A 19337-nucleotide genomic window follows, 5' to 3' on the forward strand; every position below is an offset into this window, starting at 1 on the left:
TAAGGTTTTCGCCCCCCACACGGAGTACCGCCCCTTATGACGACAAGCCTGTATTCACTGCCCGACACAACCGAAACCGACGACCCGCTGGACATGCGCAGCAGCGGCGCCGCCCAGCGCGCGCTGGACTATTACTTGAAAGAAGATATGTCGACATCGATCCAGGACGACATCCTGTTCCGCGTCAAATCCGGCATCAGCCAGGAGGAAGCACTGGTGCATGCCTCGGATTTGTTGCGCAGTGCGGCCGCCACCGCGTATGAATCGGCGAACAGCCATCAAGGCAACCAGCGGGACCTGGCGTTTTCAGTGGTGTATTTGATTGATATGGCAAAGGCGATGGTGGAGCGGTCGTTGCAGGTGCCAGAAGCCCAGGCGAACGTTTAGCGGGCACGCGGGAAAAATATTTCTATCCCACGGATAAAAACATTTGACTTGCAAATGATAATGATTATTATTGGACCCAGCTGATCGCGAGATCAGTCGATAGACCAAGGGACCTTAGGTCGGACTCTTGGAATATCTCCTCATCAGGCTAATCACGGTTTTTGACCCGGCTCTTTGGCCGGGTCTTTTTTTTGCCAGTTTCCCTGGCATGGCTTCAGGCTAATGAAGACTGTGTGTTGCTTGATGGCGCGCATGGTAGCAAAAGACCATCGCGAAAAGAAAGCCGAACGAACGCCCTGCGTCGGATCTCTGCGAATTAGCGCTTGAGAATCAATCTCATAGATTCTAAGCTGCTGCGGCGTCATGGACGACGCCCCCCTTCTCCATGCAACAATTTTGCATCAAGATTTTGCCCGACTCCTGTGTAAGATACCTGCCACAACACTCATACTCAGGCAATCAGACTATGACCGTGGCCTTGACCTCCATCCGGATCAGCACCGACTTCGACAGTGGCAATATCCAGGTGCTCGACGCCAGCGATTCCTATCAGTTGTTGCTCGCCATCAAACCCGACACCCGCAGCCCGCATTTCCAATGGTTCCACTTCAAGGCCGAAGGCATGCACGTGGGTCACACCCACACCTTCCGCCTGAGCAACGCGAGCCAGTCTTCCTATAAGCACGCGTGGAGCGGCTACAACGCCGTGGCGTCCTACGACCATATCAACTGGTTCCGCGTGCCTACGCGTTTTGATGGCGACCTCTTGCACATCAGCCTCGAAACCCGTGAGAAACACGCCTGGTTTGCCTATTTCGAACCCTACAGCCGTGAGCGCCACGACTGGCTGATCGAACAGGCCCTGACCCGTGCGGGCACCCAGTTGCTGGCCACCGGAAAAAGTGTCGAAGGCCGCGACATTCAGTTGCTGCGCCGTGGCAAAGGCGGCGAAGGCCGACGCAAGGTGTGGATCATCGCCCAACAACATCCCGGCGAACACATGGCCGAATGGTTCATGGAAGGCATCATCGAACGCCTGCAACAGGACGGCGACAGCGAGCTGAAAAAACTGCTGAAAGTCGCCGACCTGTACCTGGTGCCCAACATGAACCCTGACGGTGCATTCCACGGCCACTTGCGCACCAACGCCATGGGCCAGGACCTCAACCGAGCCTGGCAAAGCGCCAGCGAAGAACTCAGCCCGGAAGTCTTCTTCGTCCAGCAACAGATGGAGAAGTACGGCGTCGACCTGTTCCTCGACATCCACGGCGACGAAGAAATCCCCTACGTGTTCACCGCTGGCTGCGAAGGCAACCCAGGTTACACGCCGCGTATAGAAGCCTTGGAAAAACACTTTCGCAGTCACCTGAGCGCCCTGACCCGCGACTTCCAGACCACCCACGGCTACACCCGCGACCTGCCGGGCGAAGCCAACATGACCCTGGCCTGCAATGCCGTTGGGGAAAAGTACGACTGCCTGTCGCTGACCCTGGAAATGCCGTTCAAGGACAACGACGACGCGCCCAACCCGCACACTGGCTGGTCGGGCAAACGTTCGATGCAGTTGGGCAAGGATGTGTTGAGCACCGTCGCCGACATCGTCAGCGTTTTGCGCTGACGCCTGTCATGCTGCGCAGCACGCCATCGCGGCGGATCAGCCCGTGGAACAACGCCGCCGCCAGGTGCAACAGCACCGTCAGGAACAACAGGTAGGCGAGAAAGCCATGGGCCTTGCGCAGCACTGCGAACAACGGTGCATTTGCCGCCACCAGCGCGGGCAATTGCACCGAGCTGCCGAGCATCACCGGGTCGCCGGCGGCCGAGATCATCGCCCAGCCCAGCAGCGGCAACACCAGCATCAAGCCGTACAACATCCAGTGGGACGCCTTGGCTGCCAGCACTTGCCACATCGGCAAATCGGCAGGCAACGGCGGTTGGCGCGTGGAAAAGCGCACCACCAAACGCACGATCACCAGCGCCAGAATCGCTATCCCCAACGGCTTATGCAGATGGATCAACCACTCGTGCCGCTGCGACACTGACGCCGCCAGCCCCGCGCCGATAAACAGCATGGCGATGACCATCAGCGCCATCACCCAGTGCAGCAAGCGCGCCAATGGCGCAAAAAACCGCGGTTGGGCATTCATGGCTTCGACTCCTGAGGGGCACGGTGCAGCGGGCTGACTTCACCGGCACGGCGCAGATATGAACTGGCATACGCCGCCGAACGTGCGGCCAACAGCGGATCATTGGTGGCTTCGATACCGCTGGGCAAAATCAGCGGGTCGAAGTTGATGTCGCGACAATCGCCGTTCGCTTGCGGCTGGCTGCTCTGCAACACCAGCGTCCCGGCGTTCAGCACCTTGTGCGCGCCTGCCCAGGTCTTGCTCGCGTCGTCCAGCGGGTCGCCGGGGTTGGCCAGGGCCATGTTCAACTGCCAACGCAGGGGGCCAGCGCCTAGACGCTGCACCAGGTCCTGCTCAAGAAAATCAGGCCCCGCCGGCGCGGTATCACCCGCTGCATCCTGACTCAGCGGCACCATTGCCCAACGCACGGCCTGGCGCTTGCCATCGGCGTCCACCAGATAAAACGCATTGATCCCGTTGTAAGTTTCGGTCGCATAGCTGGCCGACGGCTTGGCCGTCTTGACCCACGCCAGAAACGCCGCCGTCTCCGGATGCGTGGCGAAAAATGCGGGCATGCTCGACGGGTTCGGCTTGCCGGTAGCCGGGTCCGGCGCGCCGGCCTTGAGCAGCGCGTAAAACGCCTCGGGCGTACCCACCGGGAAGACCGGCATGCTGTTCATCCCGGTGCGCCATTGCTGGCCGTTGGCCTGAGTGAATTGCACGGCAAAACTGCGGATCGGCACACTGCTGTCCGGCGCATACGGGTTGCCGCTGGGCAAGGCAAAACGGCCAATGACCGGAGTCTTGGCCGCACTGAATACCTGTGCGCTGGAATAGGCACGTGCCTCGGGGCTACTTTCGAAATAACCCGCAACGCATACGCCCTTGGCATGGTTACGCCGGAAACCCGGGTGCACACCGTTGTTGGTTTCCAAGGCATTCACCAAGGTTTTCGGACGCAGGCGTTGTGGGTCGAGCGTGCCGTTGACGTAGGCAAACGCCCCGGCCACCAGCGCGACCACAGCACCTATACCGGCGAGTCGCGCGATCAGGCTCGCCGTACTCAACGGGGGACGGGGTGGTGATGAGTGATCTACCATGAAGGAACTCCAGGGCCAGGGGCCTCAGGGGGGTGGAACATATGGTCGGAGCATTAGGACGAACGCCAACCGCCTCTATTCCCTGGCCAATGACTTAATTTTCCGGCCCCGGGAATAACCGCCAACGCCGGACGTCTCTCTAGTCCCAGTGCAATGACCAGCCAGAACTCCATGCATGAACTCGACGCAGCGTTACGTGAACTCATCCCCAGGCTACGGCGCTTTGCCGTGTCCCTGACCCGTAACGCCAGCAGCGCCGACGATCTGGTGCAATCGACCCTGGAACGGGCGCTCACCCGCTGGGTCGGCAAGCGCAGCGAAGGCGATTTGCGTGCGTGGCTGTTTTCAATCCTCTACCGGCAGTTCCTCGACGCTCACCGGCGCACCCGACGCTATGCGCGCATGCTCGAATTGTTCACCGGCCGCGAGGAGGCGCAGCCGTCGGTGGAACGCACGGTGATCGCCCAATCCACCCTGCAAGCCTTCGACCTGCTCAACACCGAGCAGCGGGCCCTGCTGCTGTGGGTCTCGGTCGAAGGCTTGAGCTACAAGGAAGTCGCCGACATCCTGGAGGTGCCCATCGGCACCGTGATGTCGCGTCTGTCCCGCGCGCGCCAAGCCTTGCGTCAACTCAGCGATGGCGAAATTGCCAGCCCTTCCCTGCGGATACTCAAATGATCAGCCTGCCCCCCAGCGAACGCGATTTGCATGCCTACGTCGACCACCAATTGGCGGACAGTGACCGGCGCCTCCTCGACACCTGGCTGGCCGCCCACCCCGACGTCGCGGCCCAGGTCCACGCCTGGCAGCAGGACGCACAATTGCTGCGCGCCGCACTCGGCGCAGGCCTGCAACAGCCGAGCAACCCCGCGCTGGACCCGGCGCTGATCCGCCAACGCCGCAAACGCCAGACCCGCCGACACTTCGCCACGGCGGCGCTGCTGTTGCTCGCCGTCAGCCTCGGCGGCATCGGCGGCTGGCAGGCCCGCGAAGCAACGCAAACGCCCCTGCTGCCCATGGCCGACGCCATGCAGGCGTATCGCTTGTTTGCCAGGGACGGCGTGCTGCCCGCCGACTATCACGTGCAGGACGGCGGCAGCATGCAAGCCTGGATCGACCGCTACTTCAGCCAAGCCAGCCGCCTGCCGGACTTAAGCGCTGCCGGCTACACAGCGGTCAGCGGGCGTTTGCTCACGACCGACCAAGGCGCGGCGGCGATGGTGTTGTATGAGGATCAACAAGGTCGGCGCATCAGCTTCTATATTCGCCCGCCGGGCCCGGACAACGGTTTCCTGCCCCGTGGCAGCCGCAGCGCCGATGGCTTGCAGGCCGAGTACTGGTCCGGCGGCGGCTACAACTATGCGATGGTCAGCCCAGAGGGCGAGCCCACCACGGCACTGCTGAAGTTCTAGAAGCCCCCGCCCGGAATCACGTTGCGCAAGTCGATACCGGCCGGCGGCGGGAGCTGGCCATCTGCTTTTGTGATCGCTGGCCAGCGCATTTTGTATTGGTTAAATTGGCGCGCTTTCCCGCAAAATAGCGCCCCTCACTAGACGGAACCCGCCCCATTGGCCCTACCCAGCACCCTGCGCCGTTTATTCGCCAAGCCTGCCGCGGCCGCGGTTGACGAGGTGTCTGCGTATTTTCAGGACAAGGCCCGACGCCAAGGCTACACCCTCAGCCCCAGCCAGCAGCAGGTCATCGAACGCATGACGCTGCTGGCCGGGGCCTTGCAGCAAGCGGGGCCAGCGCCGCGCAGCCTGTATCTGCACGGCGCCGTGGGACGCGGTAAAAGCTGGTTGCTCGATGGTTTTTTCCAGGCACTGCCCCTGGCCGAGAAGCGCCGCGTGCACTTCCACGATTTTTTTGCCCGCCTGCACCAGGGTATGTTCCGCCATCGCCAGCAGCCCGACGCCCTCGCGGTGACCTTGGATGAATTGCTCGAAGACTGTCGCGTGCTGTGTTTCGACGAATTCCACGTCCATGACATCGGCGACGCGATGCTTATCACACGCCTGTTCAAAGCGTTGTTCGAACGGGGCGTGCTGGTGCTGGTGACCTCCAACTACGCACCGGCGGGGCTGCTGCCGAACCCGCTGTACCACCAGCGGTTCAAGCCGGTGATCGAGCTGATCGATGCGCGCATGGACGTCATGGAGGTCAACGCGCCCCAGGACTACCGTGGCTTGGCGCAAAATCACGACCAACAGCGCTTCACCCAGGGCCGCTTCGTGTGCCCGGGCAGCCCGGCACAACGCCAGGCACTGGGCTTGCCAGCGGCCGATTGCGCCGCCCTCAGCCTGACCGTCGGCACCCGCCAGCTGCGAGTCCGTGGCCACGAGGGGCGCACCATCGCCTTCACCTTCAACGATGTGTGCGAGCAACCCACGGCGGTGCTGGACTACCTGCTGCTGTGCGACGACTTCGACCACTGGATCATCGACGGCCTGCCGGAGCTGGCGGAGTGCCCGATTGCCGTGCAGCAGCGTTTTATCAATCTGGTGGACGTGCTCTACGACAAGGACAAACACCTGATCCTGATCGGCGAACAACCGCTTGCGCACGCGTTGCGCGGCCAGGCCATCGACCTCTCCCGCACCGTCAGTCGCCTGGGGCAATTGCAACAGAGCGACGCGTAACCGTTATCATGGGCGCCGCTTGCGTCCCCACCGCCCAGAGACTGCGCCGTTCATGCATACCCTCGCCCAACTCAAGGCCGGCCAACTGGCTGGCATCACGCGCCTGGACCTGTCCTGCGGGCTGACCGAATTCCCCCGGGAAATCTTCGCGCTGGCCGACTCCCTGGAAATCCTCAACCTCAGCGGCAACGCCCTGAGCCACCTGCCTGAGGACCTGCACCGCCTGCCGCACCTGCGCGTGCTGTTCTGCTCGGACAACCGCTTCACCGAACTGCCACCATGCCTGGGCCAGTGCGCCAAGCTGAGCATGATCGGCTTCAAGGCCAACCAGATCACGCAGGTGCACGCCGCCGCACTGCCGCCACTGCTGCGCTGGCTGATCCTCACCGATAACCAGATCAGCCAATTGCCCAGCGAATTGGGACGGCGCCCCTTGCTGCAAAAACTGATGCTGGCCGGCAACCAACTGACGCACCTGCCGGAAAGCCTGGCCGGCTGCCACAACCTCGAACTGCTGCGCATCGCCGCCAACCGCTTCACCCGCCTGCCGCCATGGCTGCTGACGCTGCCAAGCCTGACCTGGCTGGCGTATGCCGGCAATCCGGTGGAAATGGCGGTGGAGCTGCCTGGCGATGACAGCACGCCGAATATCCCCTGGTCCGAACTGGAGCTGGCCGAAGTGCTGGGCGAAGGCGCCTCGGGGGTGATCCATAAGGCGCTGTGGAAAACCACGGGGCAATCCGTCGCGGTGAAACTCTACAAAGGCACCATCACCAGCGACGGCTCGCCCCTGCATGAGATGCAAGCGTGCATCGCCGCCGGGCTGCACCCCAACCTGATCAAGGTCGAAGGTCGCGTGATCGGCCACCCTGAGGGTCAAGCAGCGCTGGTGATGGACCTGATCGACCCGAGCTACCGCAACCTCGCCGCCCTGCCGAGCCTGGCCTCGTGCACCCGTGACATCTACGCACCGGGCACCGTGTTCAGCCTGGAGGTGGCGTTGCGCATGGCACGGGGCATCGCCTCGGTCGCCGCGCATCTGCACCGGCATGGCATCACCCATGGCGACCTGTATGGCCACAATATTTTGTGGAATGAAGCCGGTGATTGCCTGCTTGGGGATTTTGGCGCGGCGTCGTTCCATGCCACGACGGATACCGAGGAGACCCGGGCGTTGCAGCGCATTGAAGTGAGAGCGTTTGGGGTGCTGTTGGGGGAGTTGTTGGCGCGGGTCGAGACCCAGGTGAGTGACGCGCTGATCGGGTTGCGCGAGCGTTGCTGCCAACCTGATGTGCTGGCGCGTCCAGGTTTCGCAGAAATCGAAACCTTGCTAGGCGCTATCGGACACCACTAGCCCCATGTGGGAGCGGGCTTGCCCGCTCACACATTTCGGACTGCATGTGGTCTGCTGGAATCAGCCAGCCAGGCCGACGAACATGTCCTGCACGTCGTCGTGGTTGTCCAGGCCTTCGAGGAAAGCCTCGACTTCGGCCATCTGCTCATCGCTCAAACCGCTCACCGGGTTCTTCGCGAGGTAGCCCAACTTGGCCGACAACACGGTGAAACCCTGCTCCGGCAGTGCTTTCTGTACCGCATCCAGGTCAGTGGTCTCGGTGATGAACAGGGTGGTGCCCTCTTCTTCACCGGCTTCGAAATCCTGGGCACCGGCTTCGATCGCGGCCATTTCAGGATCAGCGTCCGGCGTGTCCGCCGAGGCTTCGATCAGGCCGACATGGTTGAAGTCCCAGGCCACGGAGCCGGAAGCACCGAGTTGGCCCTTGCGGAACGCCACGCGGATTTCCGCCACGGTGCGGTTGATGTTGTCGGTCACGCACTCGACGATCAGCGGCACCTGGTGCGGCGCGAACCCTTCGTAGGTCACGCGGTGGTACTGCACGGTTTCACCCAGCAGGCCTGCGCCTTTCTTGATCGCGCGGTCCAGGGTTTCCTTGGGCATCGAGGCCTTCTTGGCCTGTTCCACCACCAGACGCAGGTGGGCGTTGGTGGAGGTGTCGGCACCGTTGCGGGCGGCGATGGTGATTTCTTTCACCAGCTTGCCGAAGATCTTGCCCTTGGCATTGGCTGCCGCTTCTTTATGTTTGACTTTCCACTGTGCGCCCATGACTCACTCTCTTCTGTCCATCGCGCCCAAACGTCTACTGGCGGGCGCTTTGGGGGCAGAGTTTATAGGGCAAAAACGCAACGTTCCACCAAAAAACCGTCAGGGCGCCAACTCGAAAAACGCCTGGATCAGGCGCAATGAGCGACGCCGCTCCAGGCAGCCGAGCAGATGGCGGTTGACCAAGCCGTCGCCTTGCAGGGGAATCGCCCGCACCCGTGGGTCGGGGCTGACTTCCATCGACGACACCACCCCCACGCCCAGTTCAGCGGCGACGGCCTCGGTCACCGCCTCGCGGCTGTCCAGTTCCAGCAACACCTTGGGCTGCACAGCGGCCGCCTGACAGGCCTCATCAAAAGTGCGCCGGGTGGTGGAGGTCGGCTCACGCAGCACCATGATCACTCCGTGCAACTGCGCCAGCGCAATGCCCGCGGGCTGCATCGCCCAGGGGTGGCTGACCGGCACCAGCGCGCAGATCCGCGATTCACTCAACGCTTGCAGATGCAGGCCGTTGCGCGGTTCCACTTCGGTCAACACCGCCACATCCGCGTGCTCCGAGAGTAACGCCGCCAGGGTTTCCTGGGCGTTGCCCAGGCGCAGGTTGACGGTGATGCCGGGGTAGCGCGCGCGCAGGCTGGCGAGCATCGGCATCACCAGATGCGGGCCGTCGGCTGCCACTTCGAGGCGCCCGCTGAGCAACTGGCGATTGGCTTCCAGCATCGTCTGCGCCTCGTCCACCAGGCCGAAAATCGCCCGGGTGATCGCCGCCAAACGTGCGCCCTCTTCGGTCAATTCCACCCGTCGCGCGGTACGGCGCAGCAAGGGGATCTGGTAGTGCTCTTCCAGGGCCTTGATGTGCCCGGTCACCGCCGGCTGGCTGATAAACAGCCGCGCCGCCGCCCGGGTAAAGCTGCCCTCGCGGGCCACGGCATCAAATGCACGCAGTTGGAACAGGTTCATGGTTATCGGCCTCACTGATAGCTCGCATAACAACAAACAATTTGATTGATAACAAGCCAAACTGCAATTTAGGCGCCGTAGCTTGAATCGATGGCTTGACGAGGATTTGCAATGACCGCGCCTGTACTGCTCACCCCTGGCCCCCTGACCACCTCCGCCCGCACCCGCCAGGCGATGCTGGTGGACTGGGGTTCATGGGATGAGCGCTTCAACCAACTGACCGCCAGCGTCTGCGAGCAATTGCTGGCGATCATCGACGGCGCCGACAGTCACCACTGCATACCGTTGCAGGGCAGCGGTACCTTCGCCGTCGAAGCCGCCATCGGCACGCTGGTGCCCCGCGATGGCAAGGTGCTGGTGCTGATCAACGGCGCCTACGGCAAGCGCCTGGCGAAGATCTGCGACGTGCTGGGCCGTGCCGTCAGCACCTTTGAAACCGCCGAAGACCAACCCACCACCGCCACCGATGTCGACCGCCTGCTGCGCGCCGACCCGCGCATCAGCCACGTTGCCTTGATTCACTGCGAAACCAGCACCGGCATCCTCAACCCGCTGGCCGCGATCGCCGACGTGGTCAAGCGCCACGGCAAGCGCCTGATCATCGACGCCATGAGCGCCTTCGGCGCACTGCCCATTGACGCCCGCGCCGTGCCGTTCGATGCGCTGATCGCCGCCTCGGGCAAGTGCCTGGAAGGCGTGCCGGGCATGGGCTTTGTCTTTGCCGACAAACAGGCCTTGGCCGCCGCCCAGGGCAACTGCCACTCCCTGGCGCTGGACCTGTTCGACCAGCACGCGTACATGGTCAAGACCGGCCAATGGCGCTTCACCCCGCCGACCCACGTGGTCGCCGCACTGCATGAAGCGCTGGTGCAATACGCCGAAGAAGGCGGCTTGCCCGCACGCCATCAACGCTATGCGCGCAATTGCCAGGCGCTGCTGGACGGCATGGCCGACCTGGGCCTGCGCAGCTTTCTGCCGGCGGCGATCCAGGCGCCGATCATCGTCACGTTCCACGCCCCGCACGACCCGCGTTACCAGTTCAAGGACTTCTACGAACGGGTCAAGGCCAAGGGTTTCATCCTCTACCCCGGCAAATTGACCGAAGTCGACACCTTCCGCGTCGGCTGTATCGGCCATGTCGACACCCCGCAAATGCGCGCCGCCGTCACCGCCATCGGCGACGCACTGCGCGCCATGGGCATCACCCCTTCCTCTATTGGATCGCCAGCATGAACTATCAGACCCCCAACACCCTCCAGGCCGTGATCCTCGACTGGGCCGGCACCGTGGTCGACTTCGGCTCCTTTGCGCCCACGCAGATCTTTGTCGAGGCATTTGCCGAGTTCGACGTGCAAGTCTCCATCGAAGAAGCCCGCGGCCCGATGGGCATGGGCAAGTGGGACCACATCCGCACCCTGTGCAACCAGCCGCAGGTGGCGGAGCGCTACCGCCAGGCATTCGGGCGCACGCCAACGGATGATGACGTGACGGCCATCTACCAGCGCTTCATGCCCTTGCAGATCGAGAAGATCGCCGAGCACTCGGCACTGATCCCCGGCGCCCTCGACACCATCGCCCGCTTGCGCCTGCAAGGGCTCAAGATCGGTTCCTGCTCCGGCTACCCCAAGCAGGTGATGGACAAGGTAGTCGCGCTGGCCGCCACCAATGGCTATTACGCCGACCATGTGGTCGCCACCGACGAAGTGCCCAACGGCCGCCCCTGGCCGGCCCAGGCCCTGGCCAACGTGATCGCCCTGGGCATCGATGACGTGGCCGCCTGCGTGAAGGTCGACGACACCGTGCCGGGCATCCTCGAAGGCCGCCGCGCCGGGATGTGGACCGTCGCGCTGACCTGCTCCGGCAATGCGCTGGGCTTGACCCATGAGCAGTTCCGCGCTCTGGACGCCAGCACCTTGGCCAGTGAACGCACGCGCATCGAAGCACTGTTCGCAGGCTCGCGCCCGCACTACCTGATCGACACCATCGCCGAGTTGCCGGCGGTGATCGCCGAGATCAACGCACGGCTGGCCCGTGGGGAAATTCCGCAAGGTCACTGATAGAAGTCAAGACAACGGCATTTACCCCAGGCAAAGCGCTCAAAACCGGCATACAGTTAAGTCACTGCGTCACTGAAGAACGCAATGCTGTTCCGTGAAGAAACTGTAGCTGTGGCGAGGGTGCTTGCTCCCATCGGGGCGCGAAGCGGCCCTGAACAGAGGGACTGCTGCGCAGCCCAACGGGAGCAAGCGCCCTCGCCACAGGATTGCCCTGATGAGTGAGGAACACAGCGATGCCGTGGAAAAACTCCGATACGCGTTACAGCACCATGTCGATTGCGTTGCACTGGTTGATGGTGGTGCTACTGGCGGTGGTCTACGCCTGCATTGAATTGCGCGGCCAGTTCCCCAAAGGCAGCGGGGCGCGAACCCTGATTGTCGAGATGCACTTCATGTTGGGCCTCACCGTGTTTGTACTGGTGTGGCTACGCCTGTTTGCACGCAGCCTGGGGGTGGCGCCGAAGATTGTGCCAACGCCGCCGAAATGGCAGAGCCTGTTGGCGACGCTGATGCACGTCGCACTGTACGCACTGATGATTGGCATGCCGATCGCCGGTTGGCTGGTCGTCAGTGCCGAAGGGCACTCGGTGATGTTCTATGGCATTGAATTGCCGCCGTTGATCGCGGAGAACAAGGCACTGGCCAAAGAAATCGAGGGCTGGCATGTGTGGTTCGGCAAGGTCGGGTATTGGTTGATTGGGTTGCATGCATTGGCGGGGATTTTTCACCATTACATCCTGCGCGATAACACCGCCTTGCGCATGATACCCGGCAAGCGCGCTACCCCATGAAGCCCCGGCGGCCCTGAAGGCCGCCAGTGTGGATGAAGATCAGACGGGTGCCGGGCCGAAAACGCCCGGCTTCGATCTGCTGCTTCAAGGCCAGCAGCGCTTTGCCGGTGTAGAGCGGTTCCAGGGGCAGGCCGCAGGCCTTTTCTGTTTGCTCGATAAAGTCCAGCAGCAGCGGATCGACCTTGGCAAAACCACCTCGGCTGGCGTCCAGCAGTTCATAACCGCCCCGCACGATAGCCTCCACGTTCTGCGCCACACCATGGTCGTCCGGTACCGCCATAGCGCCGTACACCGGGTGTGCGCCCGTCTCCGCCAATGCCAATCCGGCCAACGTGGTGCCGGTGCCCGCCGCCAGCCACCAGGCGTCGTAGTCGGCCCAGCCCAGCACGTGCAACTGCGCGCGAACCTGCTCGATGAGCACGCCGCAACCTGTTGCACCGGCGAGCCCGCCGCCACCTTCGGGCACCGCATGCAGATCGGGATATTGCTCACGCCACGGCGTCCAGAACCCCGGCTGATGCCGCGCGCGATAGCCGCCATAACCCAGCCAGTGCAGTTGCATGCCGAAGGCTTTCAGGTCGAGTACGGTGGGCGTGTCCTGGGGATGGCCGCGCAGCAAGCCCACAGTCGGAAAACCAAAGCGCTTGCCCGCCGCCGCCAGCGCATGCAGATGGTTGGAGTAGGCGCCGCCCAGGCTGATGATGCCTTGGGCGTTGTGCGCTTGCGCCAGGTGCCCGCTGAGCTTGAACCACTTGTTGCCGCTGATCAGCGGGTCGATGCGATCCAGGCGCAGCACGGCCAACTCGACGCCTTGCAGCCAGTCCAGGCGCAAGGGCTCAAGGGGAGCGTGGGGAAGCCAGTCAAACGGGCCCATCAGGTGCATCTCTGTGCGCAAAGGGCCCGTAGTCTATGTGCCTTACAGCTCGGCGGCCAGTCGCGAGCCTTGGTTGATCGCGCGTTTGGCGTCCAGCTCGGCCGCCACATCTGCGCCGCCGATCAGGTGCACATGCTGGCCCGCTGCGAGCAAACCGTCCTGCAACTCGCGCAGCGGGTCCTGGCCGGCGCAGATGACGATGTTGTCCACCGCCAACACCTGGGGCTCGCCCTCGGCGCCGATGCGGATATGTAAACCTGCATCGTCGATCTTCAGGTATTCAACGCTGTTGAGCATCTGCACCTGCTTGTTCTTCAGACCGGTGCGGTGGATCCAGCCGGTGGTCTTGCCCAAGCCGTCGCCGACCTTGGAGGCCTTGCGTTGCAGCAGGAACACTTCACGCGCCGGCGCATGCACTTGCGGCTTGATCCCGGCTACGCCACCACGGGCCTGCAACTGGGTGTCGATGCCCCACTCTTTCCAGAACGCTTCACGGTCAAGGCTGGTGGACACCCCCTGATGCACGAGGAATTCCGAAACGTCGAAACCGATACCGCCCGCACCGATCACCGCCACGCGCTTACCCACCGGCTTGCGTTCCAGGATCACATCCAGGTAGCTCAACACCTTGGCATGCTCGATGCCCGGGATCGCCGGGGTGCGCGGCGCAATGCCGGTGGCCAGGATGATCTCGTCGTAACCGCCGGCCTTGAGTTGCTCGACGTCGACGCGGGTATTGAGGCACACCTCCACGTGGGTGGTCTGCAATTTGCGCTTGAAGTAGCGCAGGGTTTCGAAGAACTCTTCCTTGCCCGGTACACGCTTGGCGATGTTGAACTGGCCGCCGATTTCGCTGGCGGAATCGAACAGCGTCACCTGATGCCCCCGCTCGGCGGCCACCGTCGCCGCAGCCAGACCGGCAGGCCCGGCGCCCACCACCGCGATCTTCTTGATCTGCTTGACCGGCAGGTAGTTCAGCTCGGTCTCGTAGCACGCCCGCGGGTTGACCAGGCAAGTGGTCAACTTGCCGCCAAAGGTGTGGTCCAGGCACGCCTGGTTGCAGCCGATGCAGGTGTTGATTTCATCGGCACGTCCAGCGGCAGCCTTGTTGACGAATTCCGGGTCGGCCAGGAACGGCCGCGCCATGGAGACCATATCGGCATCGCCTTCAGCAAGGATCTGCTCGGCGATTTCCGGGGTGTTGATACGGTTGGTGGTGATCAGCGGGATCTGCACCGCGCCACGCAGCTTGGCGGTGACTTTGCTGAACGCGCCACGCGGCACCTTGGTGGCGATGGTCGGGATCCGCGCTTCGTGCCAGCCGATGCCGGTGTTGATAAGCGTCGCACCGGCCTGCTCGATGGCTTTGGCTAACTGCACGATCTCTTCCCAGGTGCTGCCGCCTTCTACCAGGTCGAGCATCGACAGGCGGAAAATGATAATGAAGTTCGGGCCTACCGCCTCACGCACACGGCGCACGATTTCCACGGCCAGGCGCATGCGGTTTTCGTAGCTGCCGCCCCAACGGTCGGTACGGTGGTTGGTGTGGGCGGCGAGGAACTGGTTGATGAAGTAGCCTTCGGAACCCATGATTTCCACGCCGTCGTACTCGGCGACCTGGGCCAGCAACGAGCAGTTGACGAAATCCTGGATCTGCTTCTCGATGCCCTCTTCGTCCAGCTCCTTGGGCTTGAACGGGTTGATCGGCGCCTGGATCGCGCTCGGTGCAACCTGCTTGGGGCTGTAGGCATAGCGACCGGCGTGGAGGATCTGCATGCAGATCTTGCCGCCGGCGTCGTGCACGGCCTGCGTCACGATCTTGTGCTTTTGCGCCTCGTCGTCGGTGGTCAACTTGGCCGCGCCGGCATACACCCCGCCTTCATCGTTCGGGCCAATGCCGCCGGTGACCATCAGGCCCACGCCGCCACGGGCGCGCTCGGCGAAGTAGGCCGCCATGCGCTCGAAACCGCCGGGTTTCTCTTCCAGGCCGGTGTGCATCGAGCCCATCAAGGTGCGGTTGCGCAGGGTGGTAAAACCCAGGTCCAAAGGGGCCAACAGGTGCGGGTAGGCAGCAGCGGTCATGGTACAGCTCCACAACGGATCATCACGGGACGTGGCGCACTCGAACGGTGTGCCATCGGTTTATGTCCCACAGACTAAGAGGCACTGGACTACGGCTCAATGACCGAAACTGACAAGTTATTGATCCAAATGTGCAGCGCCCCTTGGCAAGCCGCCCCATGGGCCCTACCCTAGTCGGCGAACCCTGCACACGGTCTGTTGTCTGTTGCCCCATGCGTAAACTTCTAGCTTTTACCGTCTCCCTGGCCCTGGTTGCCGCCGTCGCCACGTATCTGGTCTGGACCCAGGAGCGCCCTGTGGCGCATTACCTGTCGGACCTGCGCATTACCCTTGCGGTGAACGAAGGGGTGCCGGCCGATCGTGGCAACCTGCTGGGCATCCAGCCGGAACTGTTCCCTGCCGACTACCAGAGCCTGGAACGCCTGCACCTGAAGCTGGCGGCCTATCTGCAAAATGCCCGGGATCAGGGGCTGATCAACCCCAAGACCATCGTGGTGCTGCCGGAACATATCGGCACCTGGCTGATGCTCACCGGCGAAAAAAATGAGGTCTACCAGGCCCTGCACGCGAAGGATGCGATGAACTGGCTGTCGGCCAGCAACCCCTTGCTGTTCGCCCGTGCCTGGATCAGCGCCACCGGCGATAACCGCATGGACGATGCCTACCTGCGCATGAAAGCCTCCGGCATGGCGCGGGACTATCAGTTGGTGTTCGGCGGTTTGGCCAAGGAGTTCGGCGTCACCCTGGTGGCCGGCTCCATCGCCCTGCCCAACCCGAGTGTGAGCCAGGGGCGACTGCAGGTCGGCCATGGCGCGCTGTACAACGCCAGCCTGGTGTTCAGCGCCGAAGGCCTGCCGGTGGGCCAGCCGCAGCGCCAGCTCTACCCGATCTACGATGAGCGAGGCTTTATCACGCCAGGCGATGAGAACGTCGTCAGCGTGGTCGACACACCGGCCGGCCGCCTCGGCGTGCTGGTAGGCAGTGACAGTTGGTATCCGGACAACTACCGCAAACTCAACGAACAAGGCGCTCAACTGATCGCAGTGCCGGCCTTTGTGCTCGGTCGCGATACCTGGGACCGACCGTGGCGCGGGTTCAAAAGCGTGTCGACACCGCCGGAAATCAGCCTCAAGCCCGAAGAACTCAGCGAAGGCGAGGCCTGGCGCCGCCTCACCCTGATCAGCCAACAACCCATCAGCCAGGCAACCGCCGGCATGAGCGTGTTTTTGCGCGGGCAATTCTGGGACCTGGGCACCGCCGGCCACAGCTTCCTGAGCGACAACGGGCAGATCAGCGCCGACGGTGAAGCCCGTGGCGCGCGCATGTTGAATGTCTGGCTGTGAAACCGGTGCGCCTGGGGGATCTGTCGGTGGGCTTTGTGCACACCTTGGCAGATGCCATTCAAAGCCACGGACTGGACCCGCAACCGCTACTGCTGCAATACGGCCTGGACCCTGCGCGCCTCGCCGAAGCCGGTGCGCGGTTATCGATCCCCCGTTACATGCGCCTGGGCCACGCGGCCATCCAGCTCACTGGCGACCCGAGCCTGGGCCTGCGCATGGGCCAGCTCAGCCGGCTGAGCCAGGCGGGCCTGGCCGGGGTCACCGCCGCCCAGGCGCCCAACGTTCGTGAAGCCGCACGCACGCTGACGCGTTTTGAAGCGTTGTACGGCTCCAACTATCGCGGGCAATCGAGTTTTCATGAGGACGCCGAGGGCGCCTGGCTGCGCTTCTATTCCATCAGCCCCTACAACGCCTACAACCGCTTTGTGGTGGATTCGATCATCGCCGGCTGGCTGCACCAGCTATCGAGCCTGGCCCAACAGCCGGTGCAGGCACAACGCATTGATATCGAATTTGAAGCACCGGACTACAGCGAACAATACAACCGGCTGGGCGACAGCCCGGTGCAGTTTGGTGCCGCGTCCAATCAGCTGCGCCTGAACCAATCCACCCTGGCCCTGCGCAATCCACAGCATTGCCCCAGTACCTGGCATTTGTTGTTGCAATTGTGTGAACGGGAATTGGAGCAGTTGACCCGCACCCGCAGCCTGCGCGAGCGCATTACCCGGTTGCTCGGGCCGATGCTCAATGGCGGCCGGGAACCCGACCTGGAAGAAGTGGCGGCACGCTTGAAGCTGCCGACCTGGACATTGCGCCGCAAACTGGCCGACGAAGGTACCCAGTTCCGCGCGATTCTCAACGACACCCGCCGCGACCTGGCCATGACCTACATTCGCGATACGGAGTTGGCGTTCGGCGAGATCGCCTACTTGCTCGGTTTTGCCTCGGCCCAGGCGTTTCAACGGGCGTTCAGGCGATGGAACAACCAGACCCCAGGGGAATTTCGCCGCAGTCAGCGGCATTCCGCCTGAAGTCGGTCTTACAGCTCGGTGGCATCGTCTGCGGGTTCCAGCGGGTCCAACTCAATCGCGCGGTACTCGAGCAGTTCTTCCTGGTAGTCGTCCATGGTGGGCTCCTTGTCTGATTGAAAGCGGTTGCAGATAAATGACCTGCCTGACCAGCCTAAAGTGCCGTTATGACGAAAAAAAGTCAGCGTCATGACGTTCCTGCACCTCAGGATTAAACGTAGCAGCGTTGTGTCGATTTAGCACTTGGGTTTTTAGTTGCAATTGCAATTATATGTGAAACTCCATTAGGGTACGGCCATCCGTCTTCAGGGAGCCCACCCATGCCCGCCTCTACTGCCCACGCCGCACAACTTTGCATCGCGGCGCTCGATAGCGCCGCGCACTCGCACAATTCGCCGCTATACACGGTGATGACCATGGCCAACACCCTGGAATCGAGCAGGCAGGCCTGGGTGATTCGCGCTCAGTCCCGCTCGCGGCGGGTAGGCAGCTGGCCCACCTGGTTCGCGCGCAATACCGCGGAAAAACCGCTGCTGTACCTGCACAGCGCCGCGTCGTCGGCGCAATTGTGTGCGCTGTCCGGGCAGACGGCACTGCGCGGCATTCTGTGCAATGACATCGAAAACCATCCTTCCGCCTGGCCCAAGGGCGCACAACCGTCCTTGCCGTTGTGGCTCGCGACCAACCCGCATTGCATGCCATACGATCCGGCTTCGGGCGCAGAAACCCGGGCGATTGTGCTGGCGGGGTTGCAGGCACTGTATGTCGACGGCAAACCTGGGTTCTATTACCTGGCGCTGCATGATCAAGACGGTGCGCGCACCTTGAGCGAGCAAGACCGTGAGGACGCGCTCAAGGGCATGTATCCGCTACAGCGAGGGCATACGGGTGATGTGCGCTTGCTCGGCGCTGGTCAGGCGCTTGAAGAGGTCGTCCACGCCGCGCGGCTGCTCAAGCAAGATTGGACTATCCGCGCACAACTATGGAGTTGCCCCAGCTACACGCGCCTGGCCCGTGAAGCGGCAGGCGCCGAACGCTGGAACCGCCTGCACCCCACAGCGCCCCGGCGCGGTTGCCACTTGCGCAGTTGCCTGTCGGGGAGTGACGCGCCGGTGATCGCTGTCACAGGTTACCCGCAGCCGATCGTTGATCAGTTGGCGGGCTATGTGGATGCCCGGTTTGTACCGCTGGGGGCGGGAACGGTGCAGGCTTCGGCGCCGAGTCGGTATTGGATTGTGGTGGCGGCGCTCAGGGCTTTGGCCGATGAGGGGCGTATCGATTCACAGCAGGTAGAAACGGCGATGGCCCGCTATCGACTGTCATGAAGTGGACTGCAAGGCTCTTCAGATCTTGCTGCGACTGCGCACTGCCAACGTGGCTGTGCGCTCCAGGGTATCGGCAAACACCTGGCGCTGCTCCGGTTCAATTTGCGACAGGAATAACTCATCTACCGTGCTTTCGTAGATCTTCCACATTTTCTTGCGCAGCACTTTGCCCGCCTCCGTGATGGTGGCGAATGACCCGCGGCCATCGCCGTCAAAACGCGAACGCACCACCAGCCCGTCTTTTTCCAGGCGGTCCACCAGCCGCGTGAGGTTGTAGCGCTCGATGGCCAGTACATCCGCCAGTTCATGCATGCGGCGGGTGCCCTCGGGGCCGCTTTCCAGGCCCCACAAGGCGTCGTACCAGGCATACGCCGGCAATCCGGCAGCGGCCAGGCGCCGTTCGATTTCACGGATGACGGTCCTGTGGGCCCTGACAAAACGGAACCATACATCCGGCTCTTTCGACGACATGCAACACCATCCGGGGAATTTCAAGAAGGTTGCAA

Annotated in this window: 21 protein-coding genes; 12 read left to right on the forward strand and 9 right to left on the reverse strand. The window is 62.8% G+C overall.

The annotated features are described in order from the left end of the window. The first annotated feature begins 36 nt into the window (after window positions 1-36). Window positions 37-387 carry a DUF6124 family protein gene (locus LIY36_RS17470; RefSeq protein WP_226456426.1) on the forward strand — a complete coding sequence of 117 codons (351 nt, stop codon included), beginning with the start codon at window positions 37-39 and terminating at the stop codon, window positions 385-387. A 152-nt stretch (window positions 388-539) separates the two neighbouring features. On the opposite strand, the gene LIY36_RS17475 is transcribed toward LIY36_RS17470, so the two are convergent. Next, window positions 540-752: a hypothetical protein gene (locus LIY36_RS17475; RefSeq protein WP_192296627.1), complete on the reverse strand. Its 213-nt coding sequence runs from the start codon at window positions 750-752 to the stop codon at window positions 540-542. A gap of 101 nt (window positions 753-853) precedes the next feature. Between LIY36_RS17475 and LIY36_RS17480 the strand changes: the two genes are divergently transcribed. Further along, a complete protein-coding gene (locus tag LIY36_RS17480) occupies window positions 854-2005 on the forward strand; it encodes a M14 family metallopeptidase (RefSeq protein WP_192296628.1) in 1152 nt (383 codons plus the stop codon). On the opposite strand, the gene LIY36_RS17485 is transcribed toward LIY36_RS17480, so the two are convergent. Both LIY36_RS17485 and LIY36_RS17490 read right to left on the reverse strand, forming a co-directional pair. Continuing rightward, a complete protein-coding gene (locus LIY36_RS17485; protein ID WP_226456427.1) occupies window positions 1989-2534 on the reverse strand; it encodes a cytochrome b in 546 nt (181 codons plus the stop codon). The two genes, LIY36_RS17480 and LIY36_RS17485, sit on opposite strands and share 17 nt — an antisense overlap. Then, entirely contained in the window at window positions 2531-3613 is a 1083-nt protein-coding gene (locus tag LIY36_RS17490) for a catalase family peroxidase (protein ID WP_226456428.1), read from the reverse strand. Before LIY36_RS17490 ends, LIY36_RS17485 begins: the two co-directional genes overlap by 4 nt. A 171-nt stretch (window positions 3614-3784) precedes the next feature. Between LIY36_RS17490 and LIY36_RS17495 the strand changes: the two genes are divergently transcribed. From LIY36_RS17495 to LIY36_RS17510, 4 genes are all read left to right on the forward strand, one after another. Beyond that, complete coding sequence (locus LIY36_RS17495; RefSeq protein ID WP_192297222.1) at window positions 3785-4291, forward strand: sigma-70 family RNA polymerase sigma factor; 507 nt, start codon at window positions 3785-3787, stop codon at window positions 4289-4291. Further along, the gene (locus LIY36_RS17500; RefSeq protein ID WP_226456429.1) at window positions 4288-5025 is read left to right on the forward strand and encodes an anti-sigma factor family protein; all 738 of its coding nucleotides are present in this window, start codon (window positions 4288-4290) and stop codon (window positions 5023-5025) included. Before LIY36_RS17495 ends, LIY36_RS17500 begins: the two co-directional genes overlap by 4 nt. A 156-nt stretch (window positions 5026-5181) precedes the next feature. Beyond that, window positions 5182-6252 (forward strand): cell division protein ZapE, encoded by a 1071-nt coding sequence (gene zapE, locus LIY36_RS17505; protein ID WP_226456430.1) that lies wholly within the window; start codon window positions 5182-5184, stop codon window positions 6250-6252. Window positions 6253-6304: 52 nt separating this feature from the next. Next, window positions 6305-7606, forward strand: coding sequence for a protein kinase (locus LIY36_RS17510; protein WP_226456431.1), 1302 nt, complete (start codon window positions 6305-6307; stop codon window positions 7604-7606). 60 nt (window positions 7607-7666) lie between these two features. Here the strand turns inward: LIY36_RS17510 and LIY36_RS17515 are convergent, their stop codons facing one another. Further along, entirely contained in the window at window positions 7667-8374 is a 708-nt protein-coding gene (locus LIY36_RS17515; protein ID WP_192296634.1) for a YebC/PmpR family DNA-binding transcriptional regulator, read from the reverse strand. A gap of 99 nt (window positions 8375-8473) precedes the next feature. Continuing rightward, on the reverse strand, window positions 8474-9331 hold the full coding sequence (locus LIY36_RS17520; RefSeq protein WP_226456432.1) for a LysR substrate-binding domain-containing protein: 858 nt from the start codon (window positions 9329-9331) through the stop codon (window positions 8474-8476). Between the two features lie 111 nt (window positions 9332-9442). On the opposite strand from LIY36_RS17520, the gene LIY36_RS17525 reads away from it, so the two are divergent. From LIY36_RS17525 to LIY36_RS17535, 3 genes are all read left to right on the forward strand, one after another. Beyond that, entirely contained in the window at window positions 9443-10564 is a 1122-nt protein-coding gene (locus tag LIY36_RS17525; protein ID WP_226456433.1) for a 2-aminoethylphosphonate--pyruvate transaminase, read from the forward strand. After that, window positions 10561-11388: a phosphonoacetaldehyde hydrolase gene (gene phnX, locus LIY36_RS17530; protein WP_226456434.1), complete on the forward strand. Its 828-nt coding sequence runs from the start codon at window positions 10561-10563 to the stop codon at window positions 11386-11388. Before LIY36_RS17525 ends, phnX begins: the two co-directional genes overlap by 4 nt. Window positions 11389-11621: 233 nt before the next feature. Then, window positions 11622-12179 (forward strand): cytochrome b, encoded by a 558-nt coding sequence (locus LIY36_RS17535; RefSeq protein WP_192296638.1) that lies wholly within the window; start codon window positions 11622-11624, stop codon window positions 12177-12179. On the opposite strand, the gene LIY36_RS17540 is transcribed toward LIY36_RS17535, so the two are convergent. Together LIY36_RS17540 and LIY36_RS17545 are read right to left on the reverse strand one after the other, a co-directional pair. Continuing rightward, on the reverse strand, window positions 12169-13053 hold the full coding sequence (locus LIY36_RS17540; RefSeq protein WP_226456435.1) for a 1-aminocyclopropane-1-carboxylate deaminase/D-cysteine desulfhydrase: 885 nt from the start codon (window positions 13051-13053) through the stop codon (window positions 12169-12171). The genes LIY36_RS17535 and LIY36_RS17540 overlap by 11 nt on opposite strands. Window positions 13054-13095: 42 nt before the next feature. Continuing rightward, entirely contained in the window at window positions 13096-15135 is a 2040-nt protein-coding gene (locus LIY36_RS17545; RefSeq protein ID WP_192296640.1) for an NADPH-dependent 2,4-dienoyl-CoA reductase, read from the reverse strand. Window positions 15136-15347: 212 nt separating this feature from the next. On the opposite strand from LIY36_RS17545, the gene LIY36_RS17550 reads away from it, so the two are divergent. Both LIY36_RS17550 and LIY36_RS17555 read left to right on the forward strand, forming a co-directional pair. Next, complete coding sequence (locus tag LIY36_RS17550) at window positions 15348-16478, forward strand: carbon-nitrogen hydrolase family protein (RefSeq protein WP_226456436.1); 1131 nt, start codon at window positions 15348-15350, stop codon at window positions 16476-16478. Further along, a complete protein-coding gene (locus tag LIY36_RS17555; protein WP_226456437.1) occupies window positions 16475-17509 on the forward strand; it encodes an AraC family transcriptional regulator in 1035 nt (344 codons plus the stop codon). Before LIY36_RS17550 ends, LIY36_RS17555 begins: the two co-directional genes overlap by 4 nt. A gap of 8 nt (window positions 17510-17517) precedes the next feature. On the opposite strand, the gene LIY36_RS17560 is transcribed toward LIY36_RS17555, so the two are convergent. Then, complete coding sequence (locus LIY36_RS17560) at window positions 17518-17697, reverse strand: hypothetical protein (RefSeq protein ID WP_226456438.1); 180 nt, start codon at window positions 17695-17697, stop codon at window positions 17518-17520. A gap of 129 nt (window positions 17698-17826) precedes the next feature. Between LIY36_RS17560 and LIY36_RS17565 the strand changes: the two genes are divergently transcribed. Further along, on the forward strand, window positions 17827-18831 hold the full coding sequence (locus LIY36_RS17565; RefSeq protein WP_226456439.1) for a transketolase-like TK C-terminal-containing protein: 1005 nt from the start codon (window positions 17827-17829) through the stop codon (window positions 18829-18831). Window positions 18832-18849: 18 nt separating this feature from the next. Here LIY36_RS17565 and LIY36_RS17570 read toward each other — a convergent pair whose 3' ends face one another. Further along, complete coding sequence (locus LIY36_RS17570; RefSeq protein ID WP_226456440.1) at window positions 18850-19302, reverse strand: MarR family winged helix-turn-helix transcriptional regulator; 453 nt, start codon at window positions 19300-19302, stop codon at window positions 18850-18852. Window positions 19303-19337 lie beyond the last annotated feature (35 nt).

Source organism: Pseudomonas sp. AF03-9, assembly GCF_020515815.1.
Taxonomy (GTDB): domain Bacteria; phylum Pseudomonadota; class Gammaproteobacteria; order Pseudomonadales; family Pseudomonadaceae; genus Aquipseudomonas.

Excerpts from the sequence above, each read along its gene's own strand:
- LIY36_RS17470 (WP_226456426.1), top strand. The coding sequence starts at position 37 with ATGACGACAAGCCTGTATTCACTGCCCGACACAACCGAAACCGACGAC.
- LIY36_RS17475 (WP_192296627.1), bottom strand. The coding sequence starts at position 752 with ATGACGCCGCAGCAGCTTAGAATCTATGAGATTGATTCTCAAGCGCTA.
- LIY36_RS17480 (WP_192296628.1), top strand. The coding sequence starts at position 854 with ATGACCGTGGCCTTGACCTCCATCCGGATCAGCACCGACTTCGACAGT.
- LIY36_RS17485 (WP_226456427.1), bottom strand. The coding sequence starts at position 2,534 with ATGAATGCCCAACCGCGGTTTTTTGCGCCATTGGCGCGCTTGCTGCAC.
- LIY36_RS17490 (WP_226456428.1), bottom strand. The coding sequence starts at position 3,613 with ATGGTAGATCACTCATCACCACCCCGTCCCCCGTTGAGTACGGCGAGC.
- LIY36_RS17495 (WP_192297222.1), top strand. The coding sequence starts at position 3,785 with ATGCATGAACTCGACGCAGCGTTACGTGAACTCATCCCCAGGCTACGG.
- LIY36_RS17500 (WP_226456429.1), top strand. The coding sequence starts at position 4,288 with ATGATCAGCCTGCCCCCCAGCGAACGCGATTTGCATGCCTACGTCGAC.
- LIY36_RS17510 (WP_226456431.1), top strand. The coding sequence starts at position 6,305 with ATGCATACCCTCGCCCAACTCAAGGCCGGCCAACTGGCTGGCATCACG.
- LIY36_RS17515 (WP_192296634.1), bottom strand. The coding sequence starts at position 8,374 with ATGGGCGCACAGTGGAAAGTCAAACATAAAGAAGCGGCAGCCAATGCC.
- LIY36_RS17520 (WP_226456432.1), bottom strand. The coding sequence starts at position 9,331 with ATGAACCTGTTCCAACTGCGTGCATTTGATGCCGTGGCCCGCGAGGGC.
- LIY36_RS17525 (WP_226456433.1), top strand. The coding sequence starts at position 9,443 with ATGACCGCGCCTGTACTGCTCACCCCTGGCCCCCTGACCACCTCCGCC.
- phnX (WP_226456434.1), top strand. The coding sequence starts at position 10,561 with ATGAACTATCAGACCCCCAACACCCTCCAGGCCGTGATCCTCGACTGG.
- LIY36_RS17535 (WP_192296638.1), top strand. The coding sequence starts at position 11,622 with ATGCCGTGGAAAAACTCCGATACGCGTTACAGCACCATGTCGATTGCG.
- LIY36_RS17540 (WP_226456435.1), bottom strand. The coding sequence starts at position 13,053 with ATGGGCCCGTTTGACTGGCTTCCCCACGCTCCCCTTGAGCCCTTGCGC.
- LIY36_RS17545 (WP_192296640.1), bottom strand. The coding sequence starts at position 15,135 with ATGACCGCTGCTGCCTACCCGCACCTGTTGGCCCCTTTGGACCTGGGT.
- LIY36_RS17550 (WP_226456436.1), top strand. The coding sequence starts at position 15,348 with ATGCGTAAACTTCTAGCTTTTACCGTCTCCCTGGCCCTGGTTGCCGCC.
- LIY36_RS17560 (WP_226456438.1), bottom strand. The coding sequence starts at position 17,697 with ATGACGCTGACTTTTTTTCGTCATAACGGCACTTTAGGCTGGTCAGGC.
- LIY36_RS17565 (WP_226456439.1), top strand. The coding sequence starts at position 17,827 with ATGCCCGCCTCTACTGCCCACGCCGCACAACTTTGCATCGCGGCGCTC.
- LIY36_RS17570 (WP_226456440.1), bottom strand. The coding sequence starts at position 19,302 with ATGTCGTCGAAAGAGCCGGATGTATGGTTCCGTTTTGTCAGGGCCCAC.